Annotated in this window: 16 protein-coding genes and 1 pseudogene; 8 read left to right on the top strand and 9 right to left on the bottom strand. The window is 74.8% G+C overall.

Going from position 1 to position 18,421, the window contains the following annotated elements; genetic code table 11:
• The first annotated feature begins 285 nt into the window (after positions 1–285).
• The 4 genes from moaC to DKT69_RS17930 are packed head-to-tail and all read left to right on the top strand — an operon-like array spanning position 286 to position 2,969.
• Positions 286–777, top strand: a complete 492-nt coding sequence (gene moaC, locus DKT69_RS17945; RefSeq protein WP_109802684.1) for a cyclic pyranopterin monophosphate synthase MoaC — start codon at positions 286–288, stop codon at positions 775–777.
• On the top strand, positions 774–1,244 hold the full coding sequence (locus tag DKT69_RS17940; RefSeq protein ID WP_109802688.1) for a MogA/MoaB family molybdenum cofactor biosynthesis protein: 471 nt from the start codon (positions 774–776) through the stop codon (positions 1,242–1,244). Before moaC ends, DKT69_RS17940 begins: the two co-directional genes overlap by 4 nt.
• Before the next feature lie 37 nt (positions 1,245–1,281).
• Complete coding sequence (locus DKT69_RS17935) at positions 1,282–2,541, top strand: molybdopterin molybdotransferase MoeA (protein ID WP_109802683.1); 1,260 nt, start codon at positions 1,282–1,284, stop codon at positions 2,539–2,541.
• Positions 2,538–2,969, top strand: a complete 432-nt coding sequence (locus DKT69_RS17930) for a molybdenum cofactor biosynthesis protein MoaE (protein ID WP_109802682.1) — start codon at positions 2,538–2,540, stop codon at positions 2,967–2,969. Before DKT69_RS17935 ends, DKT69_RS17930 begins: the two co-directional genes overlap by 4 nt.
• A gap of 27 nt (positions 2,970–2,996) precedes the next feature.
• On the opposite strand, the gene DKT69_RS17925 is transcribed toward DKT69_RS17930, so the two are convergent.
• The gene (locus tag DKT69_RS17925; RefSeq protein WP_109802681.1) at positions 2,997–4,442 is read right to left on the bottom strand and encodes a glycosyltransferase 87 family protein; all 1,446 of its coding nucleotides are present in this window, start codon (positions 4,440–4,442) and stop codon (positions 2,997–2,999) included.
• 204 nt (positions 4,443–4,646) lie between these two features.
• Positions 4,647–5,195: a DoxX family protein gene (locus DKT69_RS17920; protein WP_109802680.1), complete on the bottom strand. Its 549-nt coding sequence runs from the start codon at positions 5,193–5,195 to the stop codon at positions 4,647–4,649.
• A 146-nt stretch (positions 5,196–5,341) separates the two neighbouring features.
• Between DKT69_RS17920 and DKT69_RS17915 the strand changes: the two genes are divergently transcribed.
• Positions 5,342–5,893, top strand: coding sequence for a GNAT family N-acetyltransferase (locus tag DKT69_RS17915; protein WP_109802679.1), 552 nt, complete (start codon positions 5,342–5,344; stop codon positions 5,891–5,893).
• A gap of 19 nt (positions 5,894–5,912) precedes the next feature.
• Here the strand turns inward: DKT69_RS17915 and DKT69_RS17910 are convergent, their stop codons facing one another.
• Together DKT69_RS17910 and DKT69_RS39895 are read right to left on the bottom strand one after the other, a co-directional pair.
• Positions 5,913–7,148: an ATP-binding protein gene (locus DKT69_RS17910; protein WP_109802678.1), complete on the bottom strand. Its 1,236-nt coding sequence runs from the start codon at positions 7,146–7,148 to the stop codon at positions 5,913–5,915.
• Positions 7,149–7,285: 137 nt separating this feature from the next.
• Positions 7,286–7,714: an LppU/SCO3897 family protein gene (locus tag DKT69_RS39895; RefSeq protein ID WP_438361841.1), complete on the bottom strand. Its 429-nt coding sequence runs from the start codon at positions 7,712–7,714 to the stop codon at positions 7,286–7,288.
• 500 nt (positions 7,715–8,214) lie between these two features.
• Here DKT69_RS39895 and DKT69_RS17900 point away from each other — a divergent pair, with 500 nt between their 5' ends.
• Together DKT69_RS17900 and DKT69_RS39890 are read left to right on the top strand one after the other, a co-directional pair.
• Positions 8,215–9,162, top strand: a complete 948-nt coding sequence (locus DKT69_RS17900; protein WP_109802676.1) for an EamA family transporter — start codon at positions 8,215–8,217, stop codon at positions 9,160–9,162.
• Between the two features lie 11 nt (positions 9,163–9,173).
• On the top strand, positions 9,174–10,085 hold the full coding sequence (locus DKT69_RS39890) for a prepilin peptidase (RefSeq protein ID WP_236647988.1): 912 nt from the start codon (positions 9,174–9,176) through the stop codon (positions 10,083–10,085).
• A gap of 352 nt (positions 10,086–10,437) precedes the next feature.
• Here DKT69_RS39890 and DKT69_RS17890 read toward each other — a convergent pair whose 3' ends face one another.
• The 5 genes from DKT69_RS17890 to DKT69_RS17870 form a co-directional block, all read right to left on the bottom strand.
• Complete coding sequence (locus tag DKT69_RS17890) at positions 10,438–13,632, bottom strand: UvrD-helicase domain-containing protein (protein WP_109802675.1); 3,195 nt, start codon at positions 13,630–13,632, stop codon at positions 10,438–10,440.
• A gap of 94 nt (positions 13,633–13,726) precedes the next feature.
• Positions 13,727–14,962, bottom strand: coding sequence for a metallophosphoesterase (locus tag DKT69_RS17885; protein WP_109802686.1), 1,236 nt, complete (start codon positions 14,960–14,962; stop codon positions 13,727–13,729).
• Positions 14,963–14,980: 18 nt separating this feature from the next.
• Entirely contained in the window at positions 14,981–15,226 is a 246-nt protein-coding gene (locus tag DKT69_RS17880) for a MoaD/ThiS family protein (RefSeq protein ID WP_109802674.1), read from the bottom strand.
• Between the two features lie 3 nt (positions 15,227–15,229).
• Positions 15,230–16,243 (bottom strand): GTP 3',8-cyclase MoaA, encoded by a 1,014-nt coding sequence (moaA, locus tag DKT69_RS17875; protein ID WP_109802673.1) that lies wholly within the window; start codon positions 16,241–16,243, stop codon positions 15,230–15,232.
• Positions 16,240–17,154 carry a fructosamine kinase family protein gene (locus DKT69_RS17870; RefSeq protein WP_109802685.1) on the bottom strand — a complete coding sequence of 305 codons (915 nt, stop codon included), beginning with the start codon at positions 17,152–17,154 and terminating at the stop codon, positions 16,240–16,242. Before DKT69_RS17870 ends, moaA begins: the two co-directional genes overlap by 4 nt.
• 162 nt (positions 17,155–17,316) lie before the next feature.
• Between DKT69_RS17870 and DKT69_RS17865 the strand changes: the two are divergent.
• A pseudogene (locus tag DKT69_RS17865) lies at positions 17,317–18,143 on the top strand (DUF4192 domain-containing protein); the annotation flags it as partial.
• Positions 18,144–18,421 lie beyond the last annotated feature (278 nt).

Raw genomic sequence — 18,421 nt, 5'->3', positions numbered from 1 at the left:
ACTTCGCCGCCGTCCGCTCCTACCTATCCACCGCCGCCAAACACGGCCAGGACGCACTCGACGTGCTCAAACAGCTGTTCACCACCGGCCCGTGGATGCCCGCCGCTCTCTCAAGCTGAATACGTACGACGTCGGGGTGCACATTGCTGCGTGGGTCCTGCCACTCGGAACCACCGAACAACACATTGTGCCGGCGATGTCGTGAGCGCTATCCGGGAACCGGCCGGCCGCCGCCGTGGGACGAGAGCGGCGGCACGCGTCGTACCCGACCGATAGGCTCGCGCCGTGACCGAACCCGCGCAGCTCACCCACGTCGACCGGGCCGGCGCGGCCCGGATGGTCGACGTCTCCGCCAAGCCGGTCTCCGGCCGGCTCGCCGTGGCCGCCGGCCGGCTCCGCACCACCCCCGAGGTGGTCGACCTGCTGCGCCGCGACGGCCTGCCCAAGGGTGACGCGCTCGCCGTCGGGCGGCTGGCCGGGATCATGGGCGCCAAGCGCACTCCCGACCTGATCCCGCTCTGCCACCCGATCGCCCTGCACGGGGTCAGCGTCGACCTGCGACTCACCGGGGACACGGTGGAGATCACCGCCACCGCGCGGACGGCCGACCGGACCGGCGTCGAGATGGAGGCGCTGACCGCGGTGGCCGTCGCCGGCCTCGCCCTGGTCGACATGGTCAAGGCCGTCGACCCGGCGGCGAGCGTGGACGCGGTCCGGGTGCTCCGCAAGGAGGGCGGCAAGACCGGCGAGTGGGTCCGGCCGGAGGGCCGGCCGTGATCCGGGCCCGGGTGGTGGTCGCCTCCAACCGGGCGGCCGCCGGCGTCTACGCCGACACCAGCGGTCCGCTGCTCGTCGCCGGCCTGCGCGAGCTGGGCTGCCAGGTCGACGAGCCGGTCGTGGTGCCGGACGGCGACCCGGTCGGCGAGGCGCTGCGCACGGCCCGCGCCGACGGGGTCGACGTCGTGCTGACCAGCGGCGGGACCGGCATCACCCCGACCGACCGGACGCCGGACGTGACCCTGGCGCTGCTCGACTACGAGATCCCCGGCATCGCCGAGGCGATCCGGGCGCACAGCCGGGACCGGGTCCCCACCTCCGCGCTGTCCCGCGGGGTGGCCGGGGTGGCGGGCCGGATGCTGGTGGTCAACCTGCCCGGGTCGACCGGCGGCGCGAAGGACGGGCTGGCCGTGCTGCGGCCCATCCTCACCCACGCCGTCGACCAGCTCCGCGGCGGCGACCACTGACCGGGCGCGCCCGCCGGGCCGGCGATAGGCTCGCCGGATGAGCACGGAAACCGCAGCCGCGGCGGCCCAGGTCGCCGCGCCGCCGCCGGCCGGCTGGGAGGAGGCCCGCTCCCGGGTGTACGCCGTCGGCCTCGCCGCCGCGCTTCCCGCCCTCGACCGGCCGCTCGCCGACACCGACGGCCACACCCTCGCCGAGCCGTTGACCACCCGGACGAACCTGCCCGCGTTCCCCACCTCCAGCGTGGACGGCTGGGCGGTGCGCGGCGACGGCCCGTGGGAGGTGGTGGGGCGGGTGCTCGCGGGGAACAGCCCGCCGCCGCTGACCGCCGACGGCACCACCGTCGAGATCGCCACCGGCGCGATGGTCCCCGAGGGGACCGCCGCCATTCTGCGGATCGAGGAGTCCACCCGGACCGCCGACGGCCGGGTCGCCGGCACGCCCCGGCCGGGGCCGGAGTGGCGCGAGCCGGGTGAGGAGGCGTACGCCGGGGAGGAACTGCTTCCCGCCGGCACCCCGGTCGACCCGGCGCTGATCGGGCTGGCCGCCTCCTGCGGTCACGACACCCTGCGGGTCCGCCGGCAGCCCCGTGCCGCGCTGCTGGTCTTCGGCGACGAGCTGCTGACCTCCGGCCCGCCGGCCGCCGGCCGGGTCCGGGACGCCCTCGGCCCGGCGGTGCCCGCCTGGCTGCGCCGGTACGGCTGCCAGATCCGTCCGGCCGACGTGGTCGGCCCGGTGGCGGACACCCTCCCCGCCCACGTGGCCGCCCTGCGCGCGGCGCTCGCCGACGCCGACCTGGTCTGCACCACCGGCGGCACCATGCACGGGCCGGTCGACCACCTGCACCCGACGCTGGCGGCGCTCGGCGCCGACTACGTCGTCAACACCGTCGCGGTCCGCCCCGGCTTCCCGATGCTGCTGGCCCGGCTGGTCGACGCCGACGGCCGGGTCCGGTTCGTCGCCGGCCTGCCCGGCAACCCGCAGTCCGCCATCGTCGCGCTGGTCTCGCTGGTCGCGCCGCTGCTCGCCGGCCTGCATGGGCGACCGATGCCGGCGCTGCCGCTGGCCACCCTCGCCGAGCCGGTGCCCGGCCGGGGCGACTACACCCATCTCGCCCTGGTCCGGCTGGACCGGGCCGCCGGCACCGCCCATCCGGTACGCCACGTCGGCTCGGCGATGCTCCGCGGCCTGGCCGGTGCGGACGGCTTCGCGGTCATCCGCCCCGGCACCAACGGCGAGGCCGGGGCGCGGGTGCCGGTCGTGCCGCTGCCGCTGGCCCCCGGGGAGCGGACGTGGTGAGCCCCGCCGGGACGCTGGCCCACGGCACGGTCACCGACCAGCCACTCGACCTCGCCGCCCACGAGGCGGCGGTGGCCGACCGGCGGGCCGGCGCGGTGGTCTCCTTCCAGGGCGTGGTCCGCGACCACGACCACGGCCGTCCGGTGACCAGCCTCGAGTACGAGGGCCACCCGAGCGCCGAGGCCGTGCTGCGGGAGGTCGCCGCCGAGATCGCCGCGGATCCGGATGTGTACGCGGTGGCCGTCTCGCACCGGATCGGCCCGCTGGCGATCGGCGACGTGGCCCTCGTGGCGGCGGTCAGCACCGCCCACCGGGCCGCCGCGTTCGCGGCCTGCGCCCGCCTCGTCGACGAGGTGAAGGCGCGGCTGCCGATCTGGAAGCGGCAGGTCTTCGCCGACGGCACCGAGGAGTGGGTGAACTGCCCGTGATCCGCCGACCGTCCCGGGCCGGGACGGTCAGCGGCGCCCGGTGAGCTGGGCGGCGCGGAGCGGCCGGTCGTGGTAGAACGCCGGCTCGGCACCCGGCCGCCAGGGCAGCGCCGCGACCAGCACGATCAGCGCGATCGCCAGCGAGTTCTCCATCAGCGCGCCGAACAGGCCGTCCTGGTAGTGCGACACCTCGGGCAGCTGGTGCTCGTACGGCCAGATGGGCGAGATCAGGAAGAGCAGGTAGAGCCCGATCGCGGCCACGGCGTGCCGCAGGCCGGTGAGCGTCGGGTACCAGATCGGCGGGCGCAGCGCGTTGACCCCCGGCACCCCGCCGGCCGTCGACGCCGTGCTGAGCCGGGGCAGCAGGCCGCGGCTCGCCTCGTGCCGGCGTACCGCGGCGTCGGCCAGCACGATGATCGCCGGGATGACCCAGACCAGGTGATGCGACCAGGAGATCGGGCTGATCACGTTGGCGGTGAGCCCGACCAGGGTGAACGCGGTCAGTTCGTCGCCGTCGGCCCGGGCCGCGGCGGCCCGGGACAGCCCGAGCGCCAGGACCAGCACCGAGAAGGCCAGCCAGAGCAGGCCGGGCGTCTCGATCGAGTCGTAGAGGCGCGCCAGCAGGCCCGCCAGCGACTGGTTGGGGGTCATGTCCGCCGCGCCGACCCGCTCGGTCTGCCACAGCACGCTGCTGAAGTACGTCCGCGACTCCTCGCCGACCAGCGCGAACGTCCCGAGGGTGACGCCGATCGTGGTGCCGACCGCGGTCAGCGCGGCCCGCCACTGGCGGGTGATCATCAGGTACGCGATGAAGAGCGCGGGCGTCAGCTTGACCGCGGTGGCCAGACCGATCCCGGCGCCGGCCCAGGCGCCGCTGTAGACGAAGCGGGCCAGCGCCGAGTTGGCGGTGTCGTGATGGGTGCCCCGCTTCGCCCGCCAGCGCAGCCCGACCAGGTCCGCCATGACCAGGGCGAAGAGCAGCAGGTTGACCTGCCCGTAGCCGAGGCTCTCCCGGGCCGGCTCGATGGCGACGGCCATCGGCGTGGCGATGCCCACGGTGAACCAGAGGGGCCAGCCCAGCCGGTCCACGATCGGGCGCAGCAGCGCGGCCAGGACGACCGCGACCGCGGCGATGCTGGCCAGCGCGTTGAGCCAGGCGGCGGCGTCCACCGGCAGCCAGGACATCGGCAGCATGACCAGGCCGGCGAAGGGCGGGTAGGTGAATCCCAGCGTCGTCGAGGGTGCGATGAAGTCGTAGAGCTCGTTGCCGCTCGCCCACCACACCACGGCGCCGTGGTAGATCTTCATGTCGAAGAAGTTGTACGGCCGCCCGAACGCGCCGATGGCGAGCCATGCGGCGTAGGCGACGGCGGCCACGATGCCGGTCCGTACGACTGTCCTGCGATCGATCCCACGCGTCACGCGGTGGACTGGAGCGAGGCGGTCCAGCCGTCTACCGACGGTCGTCGGCATGGCGGTGCCACCCCCGTACCAAGGTCGTCCTGCCCGTCCAGGTCCTGCACGGAGCCTAGAACGGCGCCTCACGTCGTTGCCTCCCGCGTTATGCGACCGTGTCCGATCCCACACATGTTTTTGACATTTCCACCGCGTTAACGGGTGTCGGGTGGTTCAGGTAATTCGCGGCCTTGCGGGGGGAGGCGGCCGTATCGATGCAGGTCAGCCCGGGAGTCGACGGGCGGTGGCCGCCGACCGTACGGCGATCTTCGTCTCCCGGCGGGCGGTCCGGACGGCTCGCTGCATCGACCGTCGGGAGTGGCCGATCCGGTGGCCGGCGCGCCAGCGCAGCCCGGGCTTGCCCTCGGTGTCCGCGGCGGCGAGCAGCAGTCCGCCGAAGATGCCGAGGTTCTTCAAAAAGTGGACCTGATTGTTGTTCCGCGCCGCCGGATCGTCGTTTTTCCAGAAGGGATGGCCGGCCACGGTCACCGGCACCAGGGTCCCGGCGAGGACCAGCGCGGCCGGGCGGGCGAACCGGCCGGTGGCGAGCATCAGGCCACCGATGATCTGGGTGGCCGCGTTGACCCGGACCAGCGTCTCGGCGTCGGTCGGGAACCGGGGGTGGACGTTCTTCTGGAGCAGGGGCGCGACCCGGTCGGTGACCGGCTTGGCGGCCGCGACCAGGCGACCGGGATTCTGGAGGTTGCGGGCGCCGCTGACCACGAAGATTCCGCTCAACATGACACGGGCGAGGGAGCGCACGGGTTTCATGGCTCAGTCATACCCCGTGTCGGGGTCCGCTATCCCGACAACACTCGAAAGGGATCGGCCGGCATGGACGTCCGGCGGGACACGCGCCACACCGAATTCCAGCGACCGTCGCAGATGGACCGCCGCGGCCCGGTAACGTCGCGCGGGTGACGACCCTGCGGCTGCGACCAGAGGACCCGGCGGACGAGGCGCCGGTCGCCCGGGTGCTGGCCGCCGCCTTCGCCCGGCCCGACGTGGCCACCCCGCCCGAGGTTGGGCTGGTCGACGAACTGCGGCACAGCGACGCCTGGATCCCCGAGCTGGCCATGGTCGCGGAGCACGGCGGCGAGGTGGTCGGCTACGCGCTGCTGACCCGGGTCCGGGTCTGTTCGGACGGTGGCGCGGCGCCCGCGCCGGCGCTGGCGCTCGGCCCGGTGGCGGTCGCGCCGCACCGGCAGCGGATCGGCCACGGCGCGGCGGTGGTCCAGGCGGCGCTGGACGCCGCGACCGAACTGGGTGAGCGGCTGGTGGTGGTGCTCGGCGACCCCGCCTTCTACCGCCGCTTCGGCTTCGAGCGGGCCGACCGGATGGGGTTGACCAGTCCCTGGTCCGGGCTGGGAGAGCCGTGGCAGGCGCTGGTGCTGCCCCCGTCGGCCAGCGGCGAGGCGCCGCCACCGCGCGGCGAGGTGGTCTTCCCGCCACCCTGGGCCAAGGTCTGAGCGCGGCGCCGGACCGCGGTCAGGCCGGCTGGGTCCGCAGGTACCGGCCGAAGTGCGGGACGGTGAAGGCGACCGTGCCGCGCTCCCCGGAGTAGATCAGCCCCTTCTTGATCAGCGCGTCCCGGGCCGGCGACAGGCTGGCCGGCTTGCGGCCGAGCGAGCGGGCGATCTCCGCGGTGGGCACCGCGGCGTCCATGTCGTCGCGCCCGCTCTCCTCCCCCTCGATCAGGGAGAGCGTCGCCATCGCCCGCATGTACTCGCGCTCGGCCGGCGTGGCCCGCTCGAACCGGGAGCCGAAGAAGCCGACGGCCAGCTCCGCCTCGGCCTCGGGAGCGGCCACCCGGACGTCGGCGGCGGTGATCGGTGAGCGGGGGGCGTGGTCCCAGGTGGCCTTCCCGTACGCCTGGACGAAGTAGGGGTAGCCGCCCGACTTCTCGTAGAGCAGGTCGAGCGCCTTCTGCTCGTACTCGACCTCCTCGCGCTCGGCTGGCGCGCAGAGCGCCTGGTCGGCGGCGATCCGGTCCAACCGGTCGATCCGTTGGTAGCGGAAGAGCCGCTCGGAGTACGACTTGGCGGCGCTGAGCACGGCCGGCAGGTGCGGCAGGCCGGCGCCGACCACGATCAGCGGCGCGCCGAGCTGCGACAGCTCGTGGCAGGCGGCGCAGAGCGCCGAGACGTCCTCCGCGCCGAGGTCCTGCATCTCGTCGATGAAGACGGCGATGCCGGTGCCCACGTCGGTGGCCACCGCCGCGGCGTCGGTGAGCAGCTCGACCAGGTCGATCTCGATGTCCCCGGAGTCGGCCCGGCCGCTGCTGGCCGGCACGTCGATGCCGGGTTGCCAGCGGTCGCGCAGCTTCGGCGCGGCCCCGCCGCGTCCGGTCGGCACGGAGCGCTGGGCGAACGCCTTGAGCACGCCGAGGAAGCCGTCGATCCGGTCCGGCGCGCGATGCCGGGGGGCGAGTTCGCGGACCGCCATGTGCAGGGCGGCGGCGACCGGCCGGCGCAGCGACTGGTCCGGGCGCGCCTCGATCTTGCCGGAGCCCCAGAGGTGGTTGATCGCCTGCGAGCGGAGGGTGTTGAGCAGGACGGTCTTGCCGACGCCGCGCAGGCCGGTGAGCATCAGGCTGCGCTCGGGGCGGCCTCGGGCGATGCGTTCCAGTACGACGTCGAAGACGTCCAGCTCCCGCCCCCGCCCGGCGAGCTCGGGCGGGCGCTGCCCGGCGCCCGGGGCGTACGGGTTGCGGACCGGATCCACGCATCGCAGAGTATCGGGCCGTCTAGCCACCGGGCTAGACATGGATAGATGGGCCTACCGGCGTGTCGGGACCGTCGAGACGAAACTAGGGCTGTCTAGTTCTCACGCTAGACAGCCCTAGTTTTGCCTACGGGGGGTCAGCGCTGCTTGAGGCAGAGGACGAAGTCGAGGGTGTCCAGCTCGCTGTCGAAGAAGTACCAGTTGGTGTAGCCATCCACCTTGGCGCACTTGGCCTGGGCGTCCTTCTCCCCGCTGGTCGCGCCGTCGAAGCGGCGCAGCACCTGGTACGTCTTCGCGCCGCACTCGCTGATCAGCAGCTTCGGCTTGCCGCCGGCCGGGCCCTCGTTGCGGACGCACTGCCCGGCCCTGACGAACCGCGGATCCGCCGAGGACGCCGGCGCCGGCGCCGTGGTGGCCGGGGCGGGCTCGGTCGCCGCCCCAGCCGGGTCGGTGGCCGGGGCCTCGGTCGACCCCGCCTGCGGAGCGGCGTCGTCCCGAGCCAGCAGGTAGACGGTGGCCGCGCCGCCGACGAGGAGCACCGCCAGCACGGCGAGCACCGTGATCAGCGGACCCTTGCCGCGCTTCGGCGGGGGCGGCGGATCGGCGTACGGGTGACCGTCGCCGACGTACGGCGAGGCCGGCGGGTAGCCGGGCGACCCGGCCGGCGCGTACCCCTGATGGGCGGTCTGCTGGTAGGGCGGGTACGCGGCGGGGTAGGCGGACTGCCGGGGCCGCTGCTCCTCCCAGCCCGTCGGCTCGTACCGCTGGGCGGGCGGCTCGCCCCACCCGCCCGGCTGCGGGTCGTACCGCGGGTCGGCCGGCGGGGCGTACGCGTCGTCGGGCCGCCGTCCACCCCACGGCTCCGGGGAGCCGCCGACCGGTGGTCCGAAGTTGGTCATGAACGCCCTCCTGCGTGCGCAAAGGTTGAGAGGCCGGCCACCAACAGGGGACGCCGACGCCGTGGTCACCGTAGCGTGGTCCACCGATGAGCTCACGCCCCGCAAGTGCGACGTCCTCCGGACCCGGCCCCGCGCCGGACGGACCCGTCGCCGTCGACCGTCCCGGCATGCCCACCCGACCTGCGCTGATCTGGACTGCGCTGGTCCTGGTGTACGTGCTGTGGGGCTCCACCTACCTGGGCATCCGGATCGCGGTCGAGTCGCTGCCGCCGCTCACCTCCGCGGCCGGCCGGTTCGCCGCCGCCGCGCTGGTGCTGGCGGCGGTGCTCCGGATCCGGCGCGGCCCCGGCGCGCTCCGCGTCGACCGGCGGCAACTCGGCTCGGCCGCGCTGGTCGGGGTGCTCCTGCTGGCCGGCGGCAACGGCCTGGTCGTGCTCGCCGAGTCCGGTCCGGCCGGCGTCGCCGTGCCCTCCGGCATCGCCGCGCTGCTGGTGGCGACCGTCCCGCTGCTGGTGGTGCTGCTCCGTACGCTCGGTGGCGACCGGCCCCGGCCCTGGACCTTCGCCGGGGTGACCGTCGGCTTCGTCGGCCTGGTCCTGCTCGTCCTCCCCACCGGCGGTTCGGGCGCCGTCCCGCTGGCCGGGGCGCTCACGGTGGTCACGGCGGCCACCTGCTGGTCCGTCGGGTCTTTCCTCTCCGGGCGGCTCCGGATGCCGGCCGACCCCTTCGTGGCCACGGTCTACGAGATGGTCGCCGGCGCCGTGGCCCTCGCCGTGACCGCCGCCGTGCGGGGCGAGTTGCGCGGCTTCTCCCCGGCCGAGGTGACCGGCCGCTCCTGGGCGGCGCTGGCGTACCTGATGGTGGCCGGTTCGCTGGTCGCCTTCACCGCGTACGTCTGGCTGCTGCACCACGCGCCGATCTCGCTGGTCGCCACGTACGCCTACGTCAACCCGGCGGTCGCGGTGGCGCTCGGCGCGCTGCTCGCCGCCGAGCCGGTCACCGCCCGGGTGCTGCTCGGCGGGGCGGTGATCGTCGCCGGGGTGGCGCTGGTGGTGACCACCGAACGTCCGCGCCGGCCGGTGGACGGGACAGCCGAGGAGCCGGCCCGCCGGTAACCTCCGGGTTTGTGTCCGCCGGGCTGGTGACCTGCGTCGCGCTGCTCGGCGCGCTGGCCGGCGCCGGCGCCCCCGCGGCCGCCCGTCCCCTCGTCGCCCGGTCGCCCGCGGAAGGCCCGCTTAGGGCGCGGCGCGGTCCCCAGCCAGGACTGGACATACCGGCGGCGGCCGGCAACGCCCCGATCCCGCCGTCCGCCGCCCGGTCCCCGCGCTTCGCCCTCGGGTCCGCCCGGTCCCCGCGCTTCGCCCTCGGGTCTGCCCGGTCCCCGCGCTTCGCCCTCGGGTCTGCCCGGTCCCCGCGCTTCGCCCTCGGGTCTGCCCGGTCCCCGCGCTTCGCCCTGCGGTCCGCCCGATCCCTGCGGTCCGCCCGGTCCCTGCGGTCCGCCGCGCGGTCCGTGGGGTTCCCGGCGGTGATGGCGGGGCTCGGTGCGCTGGTGTTCGGCGGACTCGCCGCCGCGTTGGGCATCGACCCGGCGCTGCCCGCGTTCCTCCTGGTGGCGGCGTGTGGACTGGTGCTCGCGGTGGTGGATCTGGCGTGCCTCAGGCTCCCCGATCCGCTGGTCGCCGCCGCCGCGTTCGGCGGCGGACTCGGGCTGGCCGGCGCGGCGCTGGCCGCCGGCACCCCGGGCCGGCTGCTCGGCGCCCTGGCCGGGGCGGCCCTCTCCCTCGCGGCGTACGTGCTGCTGGCGCTGCTGCCGCGCGCGCGGCTCGGCTTCGGCGACGTGAAGCTCGCCGCGGCGTTGGGGTTGCCGCTCGGCTGGTCGGGCTGGCCCACCCTCTGGCTCGGACTGCTCCTGCCCCACCTGCTCAACGGCGTCGTGGTGCTGGCGCTGCTCGTCACCCGCCGGGTACGCCGGGACACCGCTCTGCCCTTCGGCCCGGCCATCCTCGCCGGCGCCTGGCTGGCCGTCCTGCTCTCCTGAGCCGTCCCCCCACCGCAGCGCCCCCGGACGACAGCCCGACCTCGGGGCCGGGTCGCACTGCGAAGTCTGGATGTCCGTGGGCGCCGGCCCGTCCGAGTCGCGAACGGCGAGCCACGGCGTGTCGCGCCACCGGAACGGATCCTCGGGGGAGCGATATGACTGTGCGGCATAAATATGCCTGAGAGTCATATCGCAGATGGCGATGACCTCGGGTGCCGAGGTGACGGTGGGTCACCACCACCCGCCCCGTCCGAGTCCCCCGGCAAAGTTGCCCCCGGGTCGTTGCGGTGGCGACAGCGCCACCCCGTGGTCGGCCGTCCGCGGCCTACGGCCGTCGTCCGACGGGGCGCGGTCAGATCAGGCGGAGCTGGCGGTCCTTGGGGCGGCGGGGCTCGGCGTCGCCGAAGCGTTCGAACAGGCCCGGGTCGATCACGTCGAGGAACGGCGAGGGCCGGCAGTCGCGTTCCGCGCCATGCCGGACCCGACGGGCGGCGTGGCTGACATAAAGCCGGTCCTGGGCGCGGGTCAGGCCGACGAAGAAGAGCCGCCGCTCCTCGGCCACCGCGTCGTCGTCCGGCTCCGAGCCGGGCCAGCGCAGCGGCAGCAGCCCGTCCTCTGCGCCGACCAGGAAGACCACCGGGAACTCCAGGCCCTTCGCGGCGTGCAGGGTGAGCAGGGTGACCGCCTCGGCGCGCGGGTCGAGCGCGTCCACCTCCGCGCCGGTGGCGAGCTGGGCGAGGAACGGCTCCAGGTCGTCGCCGCAGCGGCGGGCCAGCGGGGTGAGCAGGTCGACCGCCGTCCGGACGTCCTCGGGGCGTACCGCGCCGGTGTTGTCCAGGGTGGGCACGGCGAAGCGCTCGGCGAGGACCTGCCCGGCGAGGCGGACCCGAGCGGGCAACGAGCCGTCCAGGCCGTCGGCGTGCCGCAGCTCGCGGGCGATCGCCAGCACGCCGGGACGGTCCCGCAGCCGGTCGTGCGAGCGCTTCTGCACCGGAATGTTCGCCCGGGCCAGCGCGTCCACGATCGGCGCGGCCTGCTGGTCGGTCCGGTAGAGCACCGCGATGTCGGAGAAGGACAGGTTGGTCGACCGGCCGTCGATCCGGCCCGAGTCCAGCGACCGGTGGGAGAGGCCACCCACCAGCTCGTCGATCGTGCGTACCACGAAATCGGCCTCGTCATAGACGGAGGCCGCGGGGTAGCGACCGACCAGCGGGGCCTCCGGGTCGAGCCGGGCCGGGTCCAGCCGGCGGCCCCGGACCAGCGACGACGGCGCGATGGCCTGCACCGCGGCGGCCAGGATCGGCGCCGACGACCGGTAGTTGCGGTTCAGCCGGACCAGCCGGGCGTCGGTGAAGTCCAGCGAGAAGCGCAGGAAGTAGCCGACGTCGGCGCCGCGGAACGAGTAGATCGCCTGGTCCGGGTCGCCGATCGCGCAGAGGTTGCCGTCGGCGGGGCTGAGCAGTCGCAACAACTCGTACTGGACGGCGTCGACGTCCTGGTACTCGTCGACGAAGATCCAGCGCCAGCGGTCGCGGTACTCGCGGACCAGCTTCTTGTCGGCCTTCAGCAGCGCGACCGGCAGGGTGAGCAGCTCGTCCAGGTCGACCAGGTCCTGCTTGCGCAGCAACGCGGTGTAGCGGGCCGCGTCGTCGCCCGCCTCCGCCCGGGCCGCCGAGCGGTCCGCGTCGTCGGCGATCCGGAAGTCCGCCGGCAGGTCGGCCGCCACGGCGTTCTCCCGGAGGATGCTCAGGCCCAGCGAGTGGAAGGTGCCCACGGTGACGTCCTCGGCCACCGGGCCGAGCAGACCGTCCAGCCGGTGCCGCAGCTCCTCGGCGGCCCGCCGGGTGAAGGTGATCGCCAGGCACTGCTCGGGGAAGACGTTCAGCTCCGCGCACAGGTAGGCGATCCGGTGAGTCAGCGTCCGGGTCTTGCCGGTGCCCGGACCGGCCACGATCAGCAGCGGACCGCCCGGCGCGGAGGCGGCCACCCGCTGCATCGCGTCGAGCCGGTCCAGCAGGCCGGTGCCCACCTCCTCCATGCCGGCGAGCATCGGCTCGAACGGCTCGTGCGGGGAGGGCGCCGGCGCGATCGGCGGCGGCGGTGGCGGCGTGGCCTTCCGCTTCGGCTCGGCCTTCGCCGCCGCCGGGCGCTTGGCCTTCGGCTTCGGCGCCGGCTCCGCGGGCCGTCGCTGCGCCGGCACCGGTACGTCGAAGAGCGTCTCCTGTGCTCGCGTGTTGCCGGCACCGCCCAGCTCGGCGGGGTCGAAGAGGGTGATCACGCCGTACTCGCCGTCGTAACCCGGCAGCCGGCGCACGTCGCCGCGGCGCAGCCGGCCGATCCCCTCGGCGAGCAACTCGCCGCCGACCCGGCCGACCTCGTCCAGCGGGGTGGCGGTGAGGATCTCCAGCTCCGGGCCGAGGGCCGCGACCAGCTCGTTGAGCTTCCCCTCGACCTTCTTGGCACGGGCGCCCACCTTGTTGATCTCGCCGAGGATCTCGGCCAGCGGCACCAGGTGCGTCACCTTGCGGGCATGCGCGGGCCGGTGCCCCTCGGGCCGGTCGGCCAGCTCCTCGACCCGGCTCAGGACGCCCACCGTCAGCGGCTTGCCGCACTCCGGGCAGCGCCCGCCCGCCGCCCGGGTCCGCGCCGGCGACCAGTTGACGCCGCAGAGCCGGTGCCCGTCGGCGTGGTACTTCCCCTCTTCCGGGAAGAACTCGATCGTCCCGGCCAGCCCCTCGCCGGTCCGCAGCGCCTCCCGGATGGCGAAGTAGTCCCGGGCCGAGTTCAGGACCGTGGCCTCCCGGGCCAACGCCGGCGGCGAGTGCGCGTCGGAGTTGGAGACGAGCTGGTAGCGGTCGAGGCTGCCGACCCGCCAGTTCATCTCCGGATCGGAGGAGAGGCCGGTCTCCACCGCGAAGACGTGGTCGGCCAGGTCGGCGTAGCAGTCGGCGATCGCGTCGAAGCCGGACTTCGAGCCGAGCGCGGAGAACCACGGCGTCCAAATGTGCGCGGGGACCAGGTAGCCGTCCGGGCTGGACTCCAGGGTGATCTCCAGCAGGTCCCGGGAGTCCAGGCCGAGGATCGGGCGGCCGTCCGAGCCCAGGTTGCCGATCCGCCCGAGCGCGGTGTTGAACCGGGCCACCGCGTCCAGGTCGGGCAGGTAGATCAGGTGGTGCACCTTGCGGGTCCGGTCGTCCCGCTTGTAGATCGTGGAGATCTCCACGCTGAGCATGAACCGGACCGGGTCCGCCTCCGCCGTACTGGCCAGCCGGGGCGGCAGCCGGCGGGAGATGTCCCGCTCCGCCTCCGGGCTCAGCCGGTACAGGCCCGGCTCGGCCGGGTGCAGGGTCTCCCGCAGGTGGTCGTACCAGGCGGGGTGGGTGAAGTCGCCGGTGCCGAGCACGCCGATGCCCTTGCGCCGGGCCCACCAGCCGAGGTTCGGCAGGGTCAGGTCACGGCTGCACGCGCGCGAGTACTTCGAGTGGATGTGCAGATCCGCGACGAATGGCGGGAGGCCACCGGGGGGTGCGGCGCTGAACGGAGGCACGCCGCATCCTGTCACGGCCGGTGCACCGCCCGCCCGCCGCCACGCTTACGCGTGACCTGAGCAATGCGGTGCTGGACTGCGCGGCGCGGGCGCGCTATGGGGTGCGCAGCTCGACCAGGGTGATCTGCGGCGCGGCGCCGACCCGGACCGGCGGGCCCCAGAAACCGGCGCCGTTGGTGACGTAGACCTTGGTGCCGTCCACCTCGCCGAGGCCGGAGACCACCGGCTGCTGGAGCTTGACCAGGTAGTTGAAGGGCACCATCTGGCCGCCGTGGGTGTGCCCCGACAGTTGCAGGTCGACGCCGAACTTCGCCGCCTCGTGCGCGGCCACCGGCTGGTGCGCCAGCAGCACCACCGGCCGGCTCGGGTCGCGGTCGCCCAGCGCGGCGGCGTAGTCGGCGGGCGCGGCCAGCCCGGTGCCGGCGGCGGTGACGTCATTCACCCCGGCCAGGTCCAGCACCCCACCCCGGGCGTGGATCTCCTGCCGCTGGTTCTGCAGCACCCGCAACCCGAGCCGGTCCACCTCCTGGACCCACTCCTCCACGCCCGAGTAGTACTCGTGGTTGCCGGTGACGAAGAAGCTGCCGTAGCGGGAGCGCAGGCCGCGCAGCGGCGCCGCCGCCTCGCCCAGCTCGGCCACCGAGCCGTCGACCAGATCGCCGACGACGGCCACCAGGTCGGCGTCCAGCCGGTTGATCATTTCGACGATCCGCTCGGTGTGCGCCCGGCCGCGCAGCGGACCCAGATGGATGTCCGAGACGGTGGCGATCCGCAGGCCGTCCATGCCGGGCGGAAGCTTCGCCAGCGGGATCCGTACCCGGTCGAGCCCCGGCGGGCCCGTCGCGGTGCGGACGCCGTACCCGGTGATCCCGGCGGCGGTGAGCCCGGCGAAGATCGCGGCCCCGCGCGCGAGCAGCAACCGGCGCGCCGGGTCGTGGTCCGGTTGGTCGACCGCCGCGACGGCCGGCGGGTCGGCGGGGCCCGCGGCCCCGACCAGCGCGGGCTCCGGCGCGGCGGCGGTCGGCTCGGCGACCATCGCCCGGCGGCGCAGCACGAGCTTCCCCACCGCCATCGGCACTTCCAGCACCAGCAGCAGCACCAGCAGGTAGAACATCAGCGCCAGCCAGAGGTAGCCGGGCCAGGCCAGCCAGTACGCCCCGCCGCGGGTCCCCACCATGGTCGCCGGCACCAGCAGCGCCAGCACCAGCGCGGCGATGCCGCCGACCTTCCGCCAGCGGCCCGGGTCGGTGGTGTCCCGGACCAGCCGCTTCCAGAGATACAGGTGGATGAGGGCGGTGACGAGCACCGCGAAGCCCACGAAGGTCGCCATCGCCAGCACCGAGCCTCCTCAGCCGCCGGCGAACGGCGGCAGCACGTCGACCGTCGCCCCGGCCGGCAGCGGCACCCGACGATCATGGCAGGCGACGCCGTCGACCAGGAAACTCGCCACCCCCAGCACGGCGGCGAGCCGCTCGCCGTGTCGTTGCGCGAGCTCACCGACGAGTTCGTCGAGCGAGCGCCCGGCGGGAACGGTCTCCTCGGTGCGGCCGGCGGCGGCCCGCGCGCCAGCGAAGTAGCGGACGGTGAGCTCCACCGGTCAGCCTCCGATCGCCGACATCGGCCGGACGGGTTGCAGGAACGACGGGTCGTCGATGCCGTGCCCGGCGCGCTTGCCCCACATCGCGGTACGCCAGCGGGCCGCCAGCTCGGCGTCGTCCGCGCCGCCGCGCAGCGCCCCGCGCAGGTCCGACTCCTCGGTGGCGAAGAGGCAGGCGCGTACCTGGCCGTCGGCGGTGAGCCGGGTGCGGTCGCAGTCGCCGCAGAACGGCCGGGTCACACTAGCGATCACCCCGACCTTGGCCGGACCGCCGTCGACCAGCCAGGTCTCGGCCGGCGCGGCGCCACGCTCCGCCGGGTCGGCCGTCAGGGTGAACTCCCGGCCCAGCGCGACAAGGATCTCATCGGCGGTGACCATCGTCGTCCGGTCCCAGCCGTGCTGGGCGTCGAGCGGCATCTGCTCGATGAAGCGCAGCTCGTAACCGTGGTCGAGGGCGAAGCGCAGCAGCTCCGGCGCCCCGTCGTCGTTGACCCCGCGCATCAGCACCGAGTTGATCTTCACCGGGGTCAGCCCGGCCTCCGCCGCGCCGGCCAGCCCGGCGAGCACGCCGGCCAGCCGGTCCCGCCGGGTCAGCTCCGCGAAGCGGGCCCGGTCCAGGGTGTCCAGCGAGACGTTCACCCGGTCCAGCCCGGCGGCGCGCAGGCCCGCCGCCAGCCGCGCCAACCCGATGCCGTTGGTGGTGAGCGAGATCCGGGGCCGCGGTTCCAGCGCCGCCACGGCGGAGACGATGCCGACCAGCCCGGGGCGGATCAGCGGCTCGCCGCCGGTGAAGCGGACCTCGGTGACCCCGAGCCGCTGCACCGCGACCCGGACCAGCCGGACGATCTCCTCGTCGCTGAGCAGCTGCGGCCCGGCCAGCCAGGGCAACCCCTCGGCCGGCATGCAGTACGTGCAGCGCAGGTTGCACTTGTCGGTCAGTGAGACGCGCAGGTCCCGCGCGACGCGGCCGTACCGGTCGACGAGGACGCCGGGGGACGTCGGGGCGGCGGTCACCTGTCGACGGTAGCGCGTCCGGCCCCCCGCAGCGCGGCTCGGGCGACGGTACCGACCGCATCCCGGTACGTGGCGCCGAACAGGGCGGTGTGCACCAGCAGCAGGTGGAGCTGGTGCAGTGGCACCCGCTCCCGCCACCCGTCGGCGAGCGGCCACGTCTCCTCGTAGGCGGCCCGGATCCGGTCCAGGTGGGGAGCCCCGCCGAAGAGCGCGAGCTGGGCGAGGTCGGTCTCCCGGTGCCCGCCGTGCGCGGCCGGGTCGACCAGCCAGACCCGGTCGTCGGCACCCCAGAGCAGGTTGCCCGGCCAGAGGTCGCCGTGGATCCGGGCCGGCGGCTCGTCGCCGCCGAGGTCGGCGATCCGCTCGACGACCTCCTCCACCAGACCGGTCTCCGACTGGCTCAGCGCCCGGTTGTCCACCGACCTGCGCAGGTAGGGCGCGAGCCGGCGGTGGGCGAACCAACTGGACCAGGGGCCCGGGTCCGGGGTGTTGTCCTGCGGGAGCGCGCCGATGAAGCCGGGCCACTCCGCCCCGAACGCGGGCGCCCCGGCCCGGTGCAGCGCGGCCAGCTCCCGGCCGAACCGCTCGGCCGCCTCCGGCGTCGGCTCGCCGGTGTCCACCCAGTCGAGCGCCAGCAGCTCCGGCAGCGCCACGATCACCTCCGGTACGGCCACCGCGCCGGCCTCGCGCAGCCAGCGCAGCCCGGCCGCCTCGGCAGCAAAGAACCCCTCCGGCACCGGCCGTCCCGCCGTCTCCGGCCAGGTCTTGGCGAAGACCGAGTGGCCGTCGTCCAGGGTCAGCCGGGAGGCGGCGCAGATGTCACCCCCGGAGACCGGCGTCTCCCGGATCCGCTGGTGGGTCAGGAACGTCGGCAGGTGCTCCGGATGCGCCCGCAGGTACGCCAGGTCCATGAGCGCAAGGTAGCCGCTGCCACCGACGAAGGAGGGCCACGTCGCCCCGCCGATGCCCGCGAATCGCCGCCACCAGCGCCGATACTCTCCGTACCTGTGGACAACCGGCGTGTCGTCCACAGGGCCTGTCGGCCGGGCACCGGTCCGCCGCACGCTCCCGGCATGACACCGACCGACCGCCCCCGGCTCGCCGTCCGCTCACCCGCCGACCTCATCGCCGCCGTGCCGTACCTGCTCGGCTTCCACCCCGCCGACAGCGTGGTCGTGGTGGCGCTGCGCGGCCGGCGGGTCATCTTCGCCGCCCGGGGCGACCTGCCCGAGGCCGGGGCCGATCCCCGTCCGCCGGCCCGCCACCTGGCCGAGGTGATCGTCCGGCAGGGCACCGAGTCGGCCACGGTGATCGGCTACGGGCCGGCGCCCCGGGTGACCGGCGCGGTCGACGCGGTCGGCGAGGCGCTGGACGCGGCCGGGGTGATCGTCCTCGACGCGCTGCGGGTGACCGACGGGCGCTGGTGGTCGTACCTGTGCGCCGAACCCGACTGCTGCCCGCCGGACGGCCCCCGTACGACCCGGCGGCCAGCGAGGTCAGCGCCGTAGCCGTCTTCGCCGGTCAGGTCGCCCTCCCCGACCGGGCCGCGTTGACCGCGCAGGTGGCCCCGCTCGACGGGCCGGTCCGGGTGGCCATGCGCCGGGCCACCGCCCGGGCGCGGGGGCGGTTGGCGGCGCTGACCGAGGAGGCGGCGGAGACCGCGCTGGTCGGTGGCCGGTCGGTCCGGTCCGCCGGGGTGGCCGTGGTCCGCACCGCGTTCCGCCGGCACCGGCGGGGCGAGCGGCTGAGCGACGACGAGGTGGCCTGGCTGACCGTGCTCCTGACCCAGCTCCCGATACGCGACCACGCCTGGGAGCGGACCGACGGGCGGGACGGGGACATCGCCCTCTGGACCGACGTGCTGCGCCGGGCCGAGCCGGAGCTGATCGCCGCTCCGGGCAGCGTCTCTGATCAGCTAAGCGATCCTGGGTCGGATTGAGTTTCCGGGATCGTTTCCCATCGTGGTGGGGATGCATGGGCGTGGAGGTGGAATCCCGCGCCCAGGGCGGCCCCTCGCGGCCGGTGGCCGGTGGTGGGTGTGCTGATCGCGTTCACGCTCTGGTGCCGGTGGGCTGCGCGGGGCAGCTGGGTCCGGTCCGTTGGTGCGTGTCCCTCCGGACGCTTGCCTGCCGGGCCGTGAGGTCTGGCGGGGGAGGGTGCCCTGCGTCGCCTGGGCGC

This window comes from Micromonospora sicca (assembly GCF_003172935.1).
GTDB classification, from domain to species: Bacteria; Actinomycetota; Actinomycetes; order Mycobacteriales; family Micromonosporaceae; genus Micromonospora; species Micromonospora sicca.
Note: the sequence above shows the minus strand (reverse complement) of the source record. Positions and strands in the feature narration are given on the sequence as shown.

Coding starts and splice junctions, on each gene's coding strand:
- DKT69_RS17920 (WP_109802680.1), bottom strand. CDS start 5,195: ATGAAACCCGTGCGCTCCCTCGCCCGTGTCATGTTGAGCGGAATCTTC.
- DKT69_RS17885 (WP_109802686.1), bottom strand. CDS start 14,962: ATGGCGACCTTCGTGGGCTTCGCGGTGCTCGTCACCGCCCTCATCCAC.
- DKT69_RS17870 (WP_109802685.1), bottom strand. CDS start 17,154: ATGGACCTGGCGTACCTGCGGGCGCATCCGGAGCACCTGCCGACGTTC.
- DKT69_RS17925 (WP_109802681.1), bottom strand. CDS start 4,442: ATGCCGACGACCGTCGGTAGACGGCTGGACCGCCTCGCTCCAGTCCAC.
- DKT69_RS17900 (WP_109802676.1), top strand. CDS start 8,215: ATGCCCACCCGACCTGCGCTGATCTGGACTGCGCTGGTCCTGGTGTAC.
- DKT69_RS17935 (WP_109802683.1), top strand. CDS start 1,282: ATGAGCACGGAAACCGCAGCCGCGGCGGCCCAGGTCGCCGCGCCGCCG.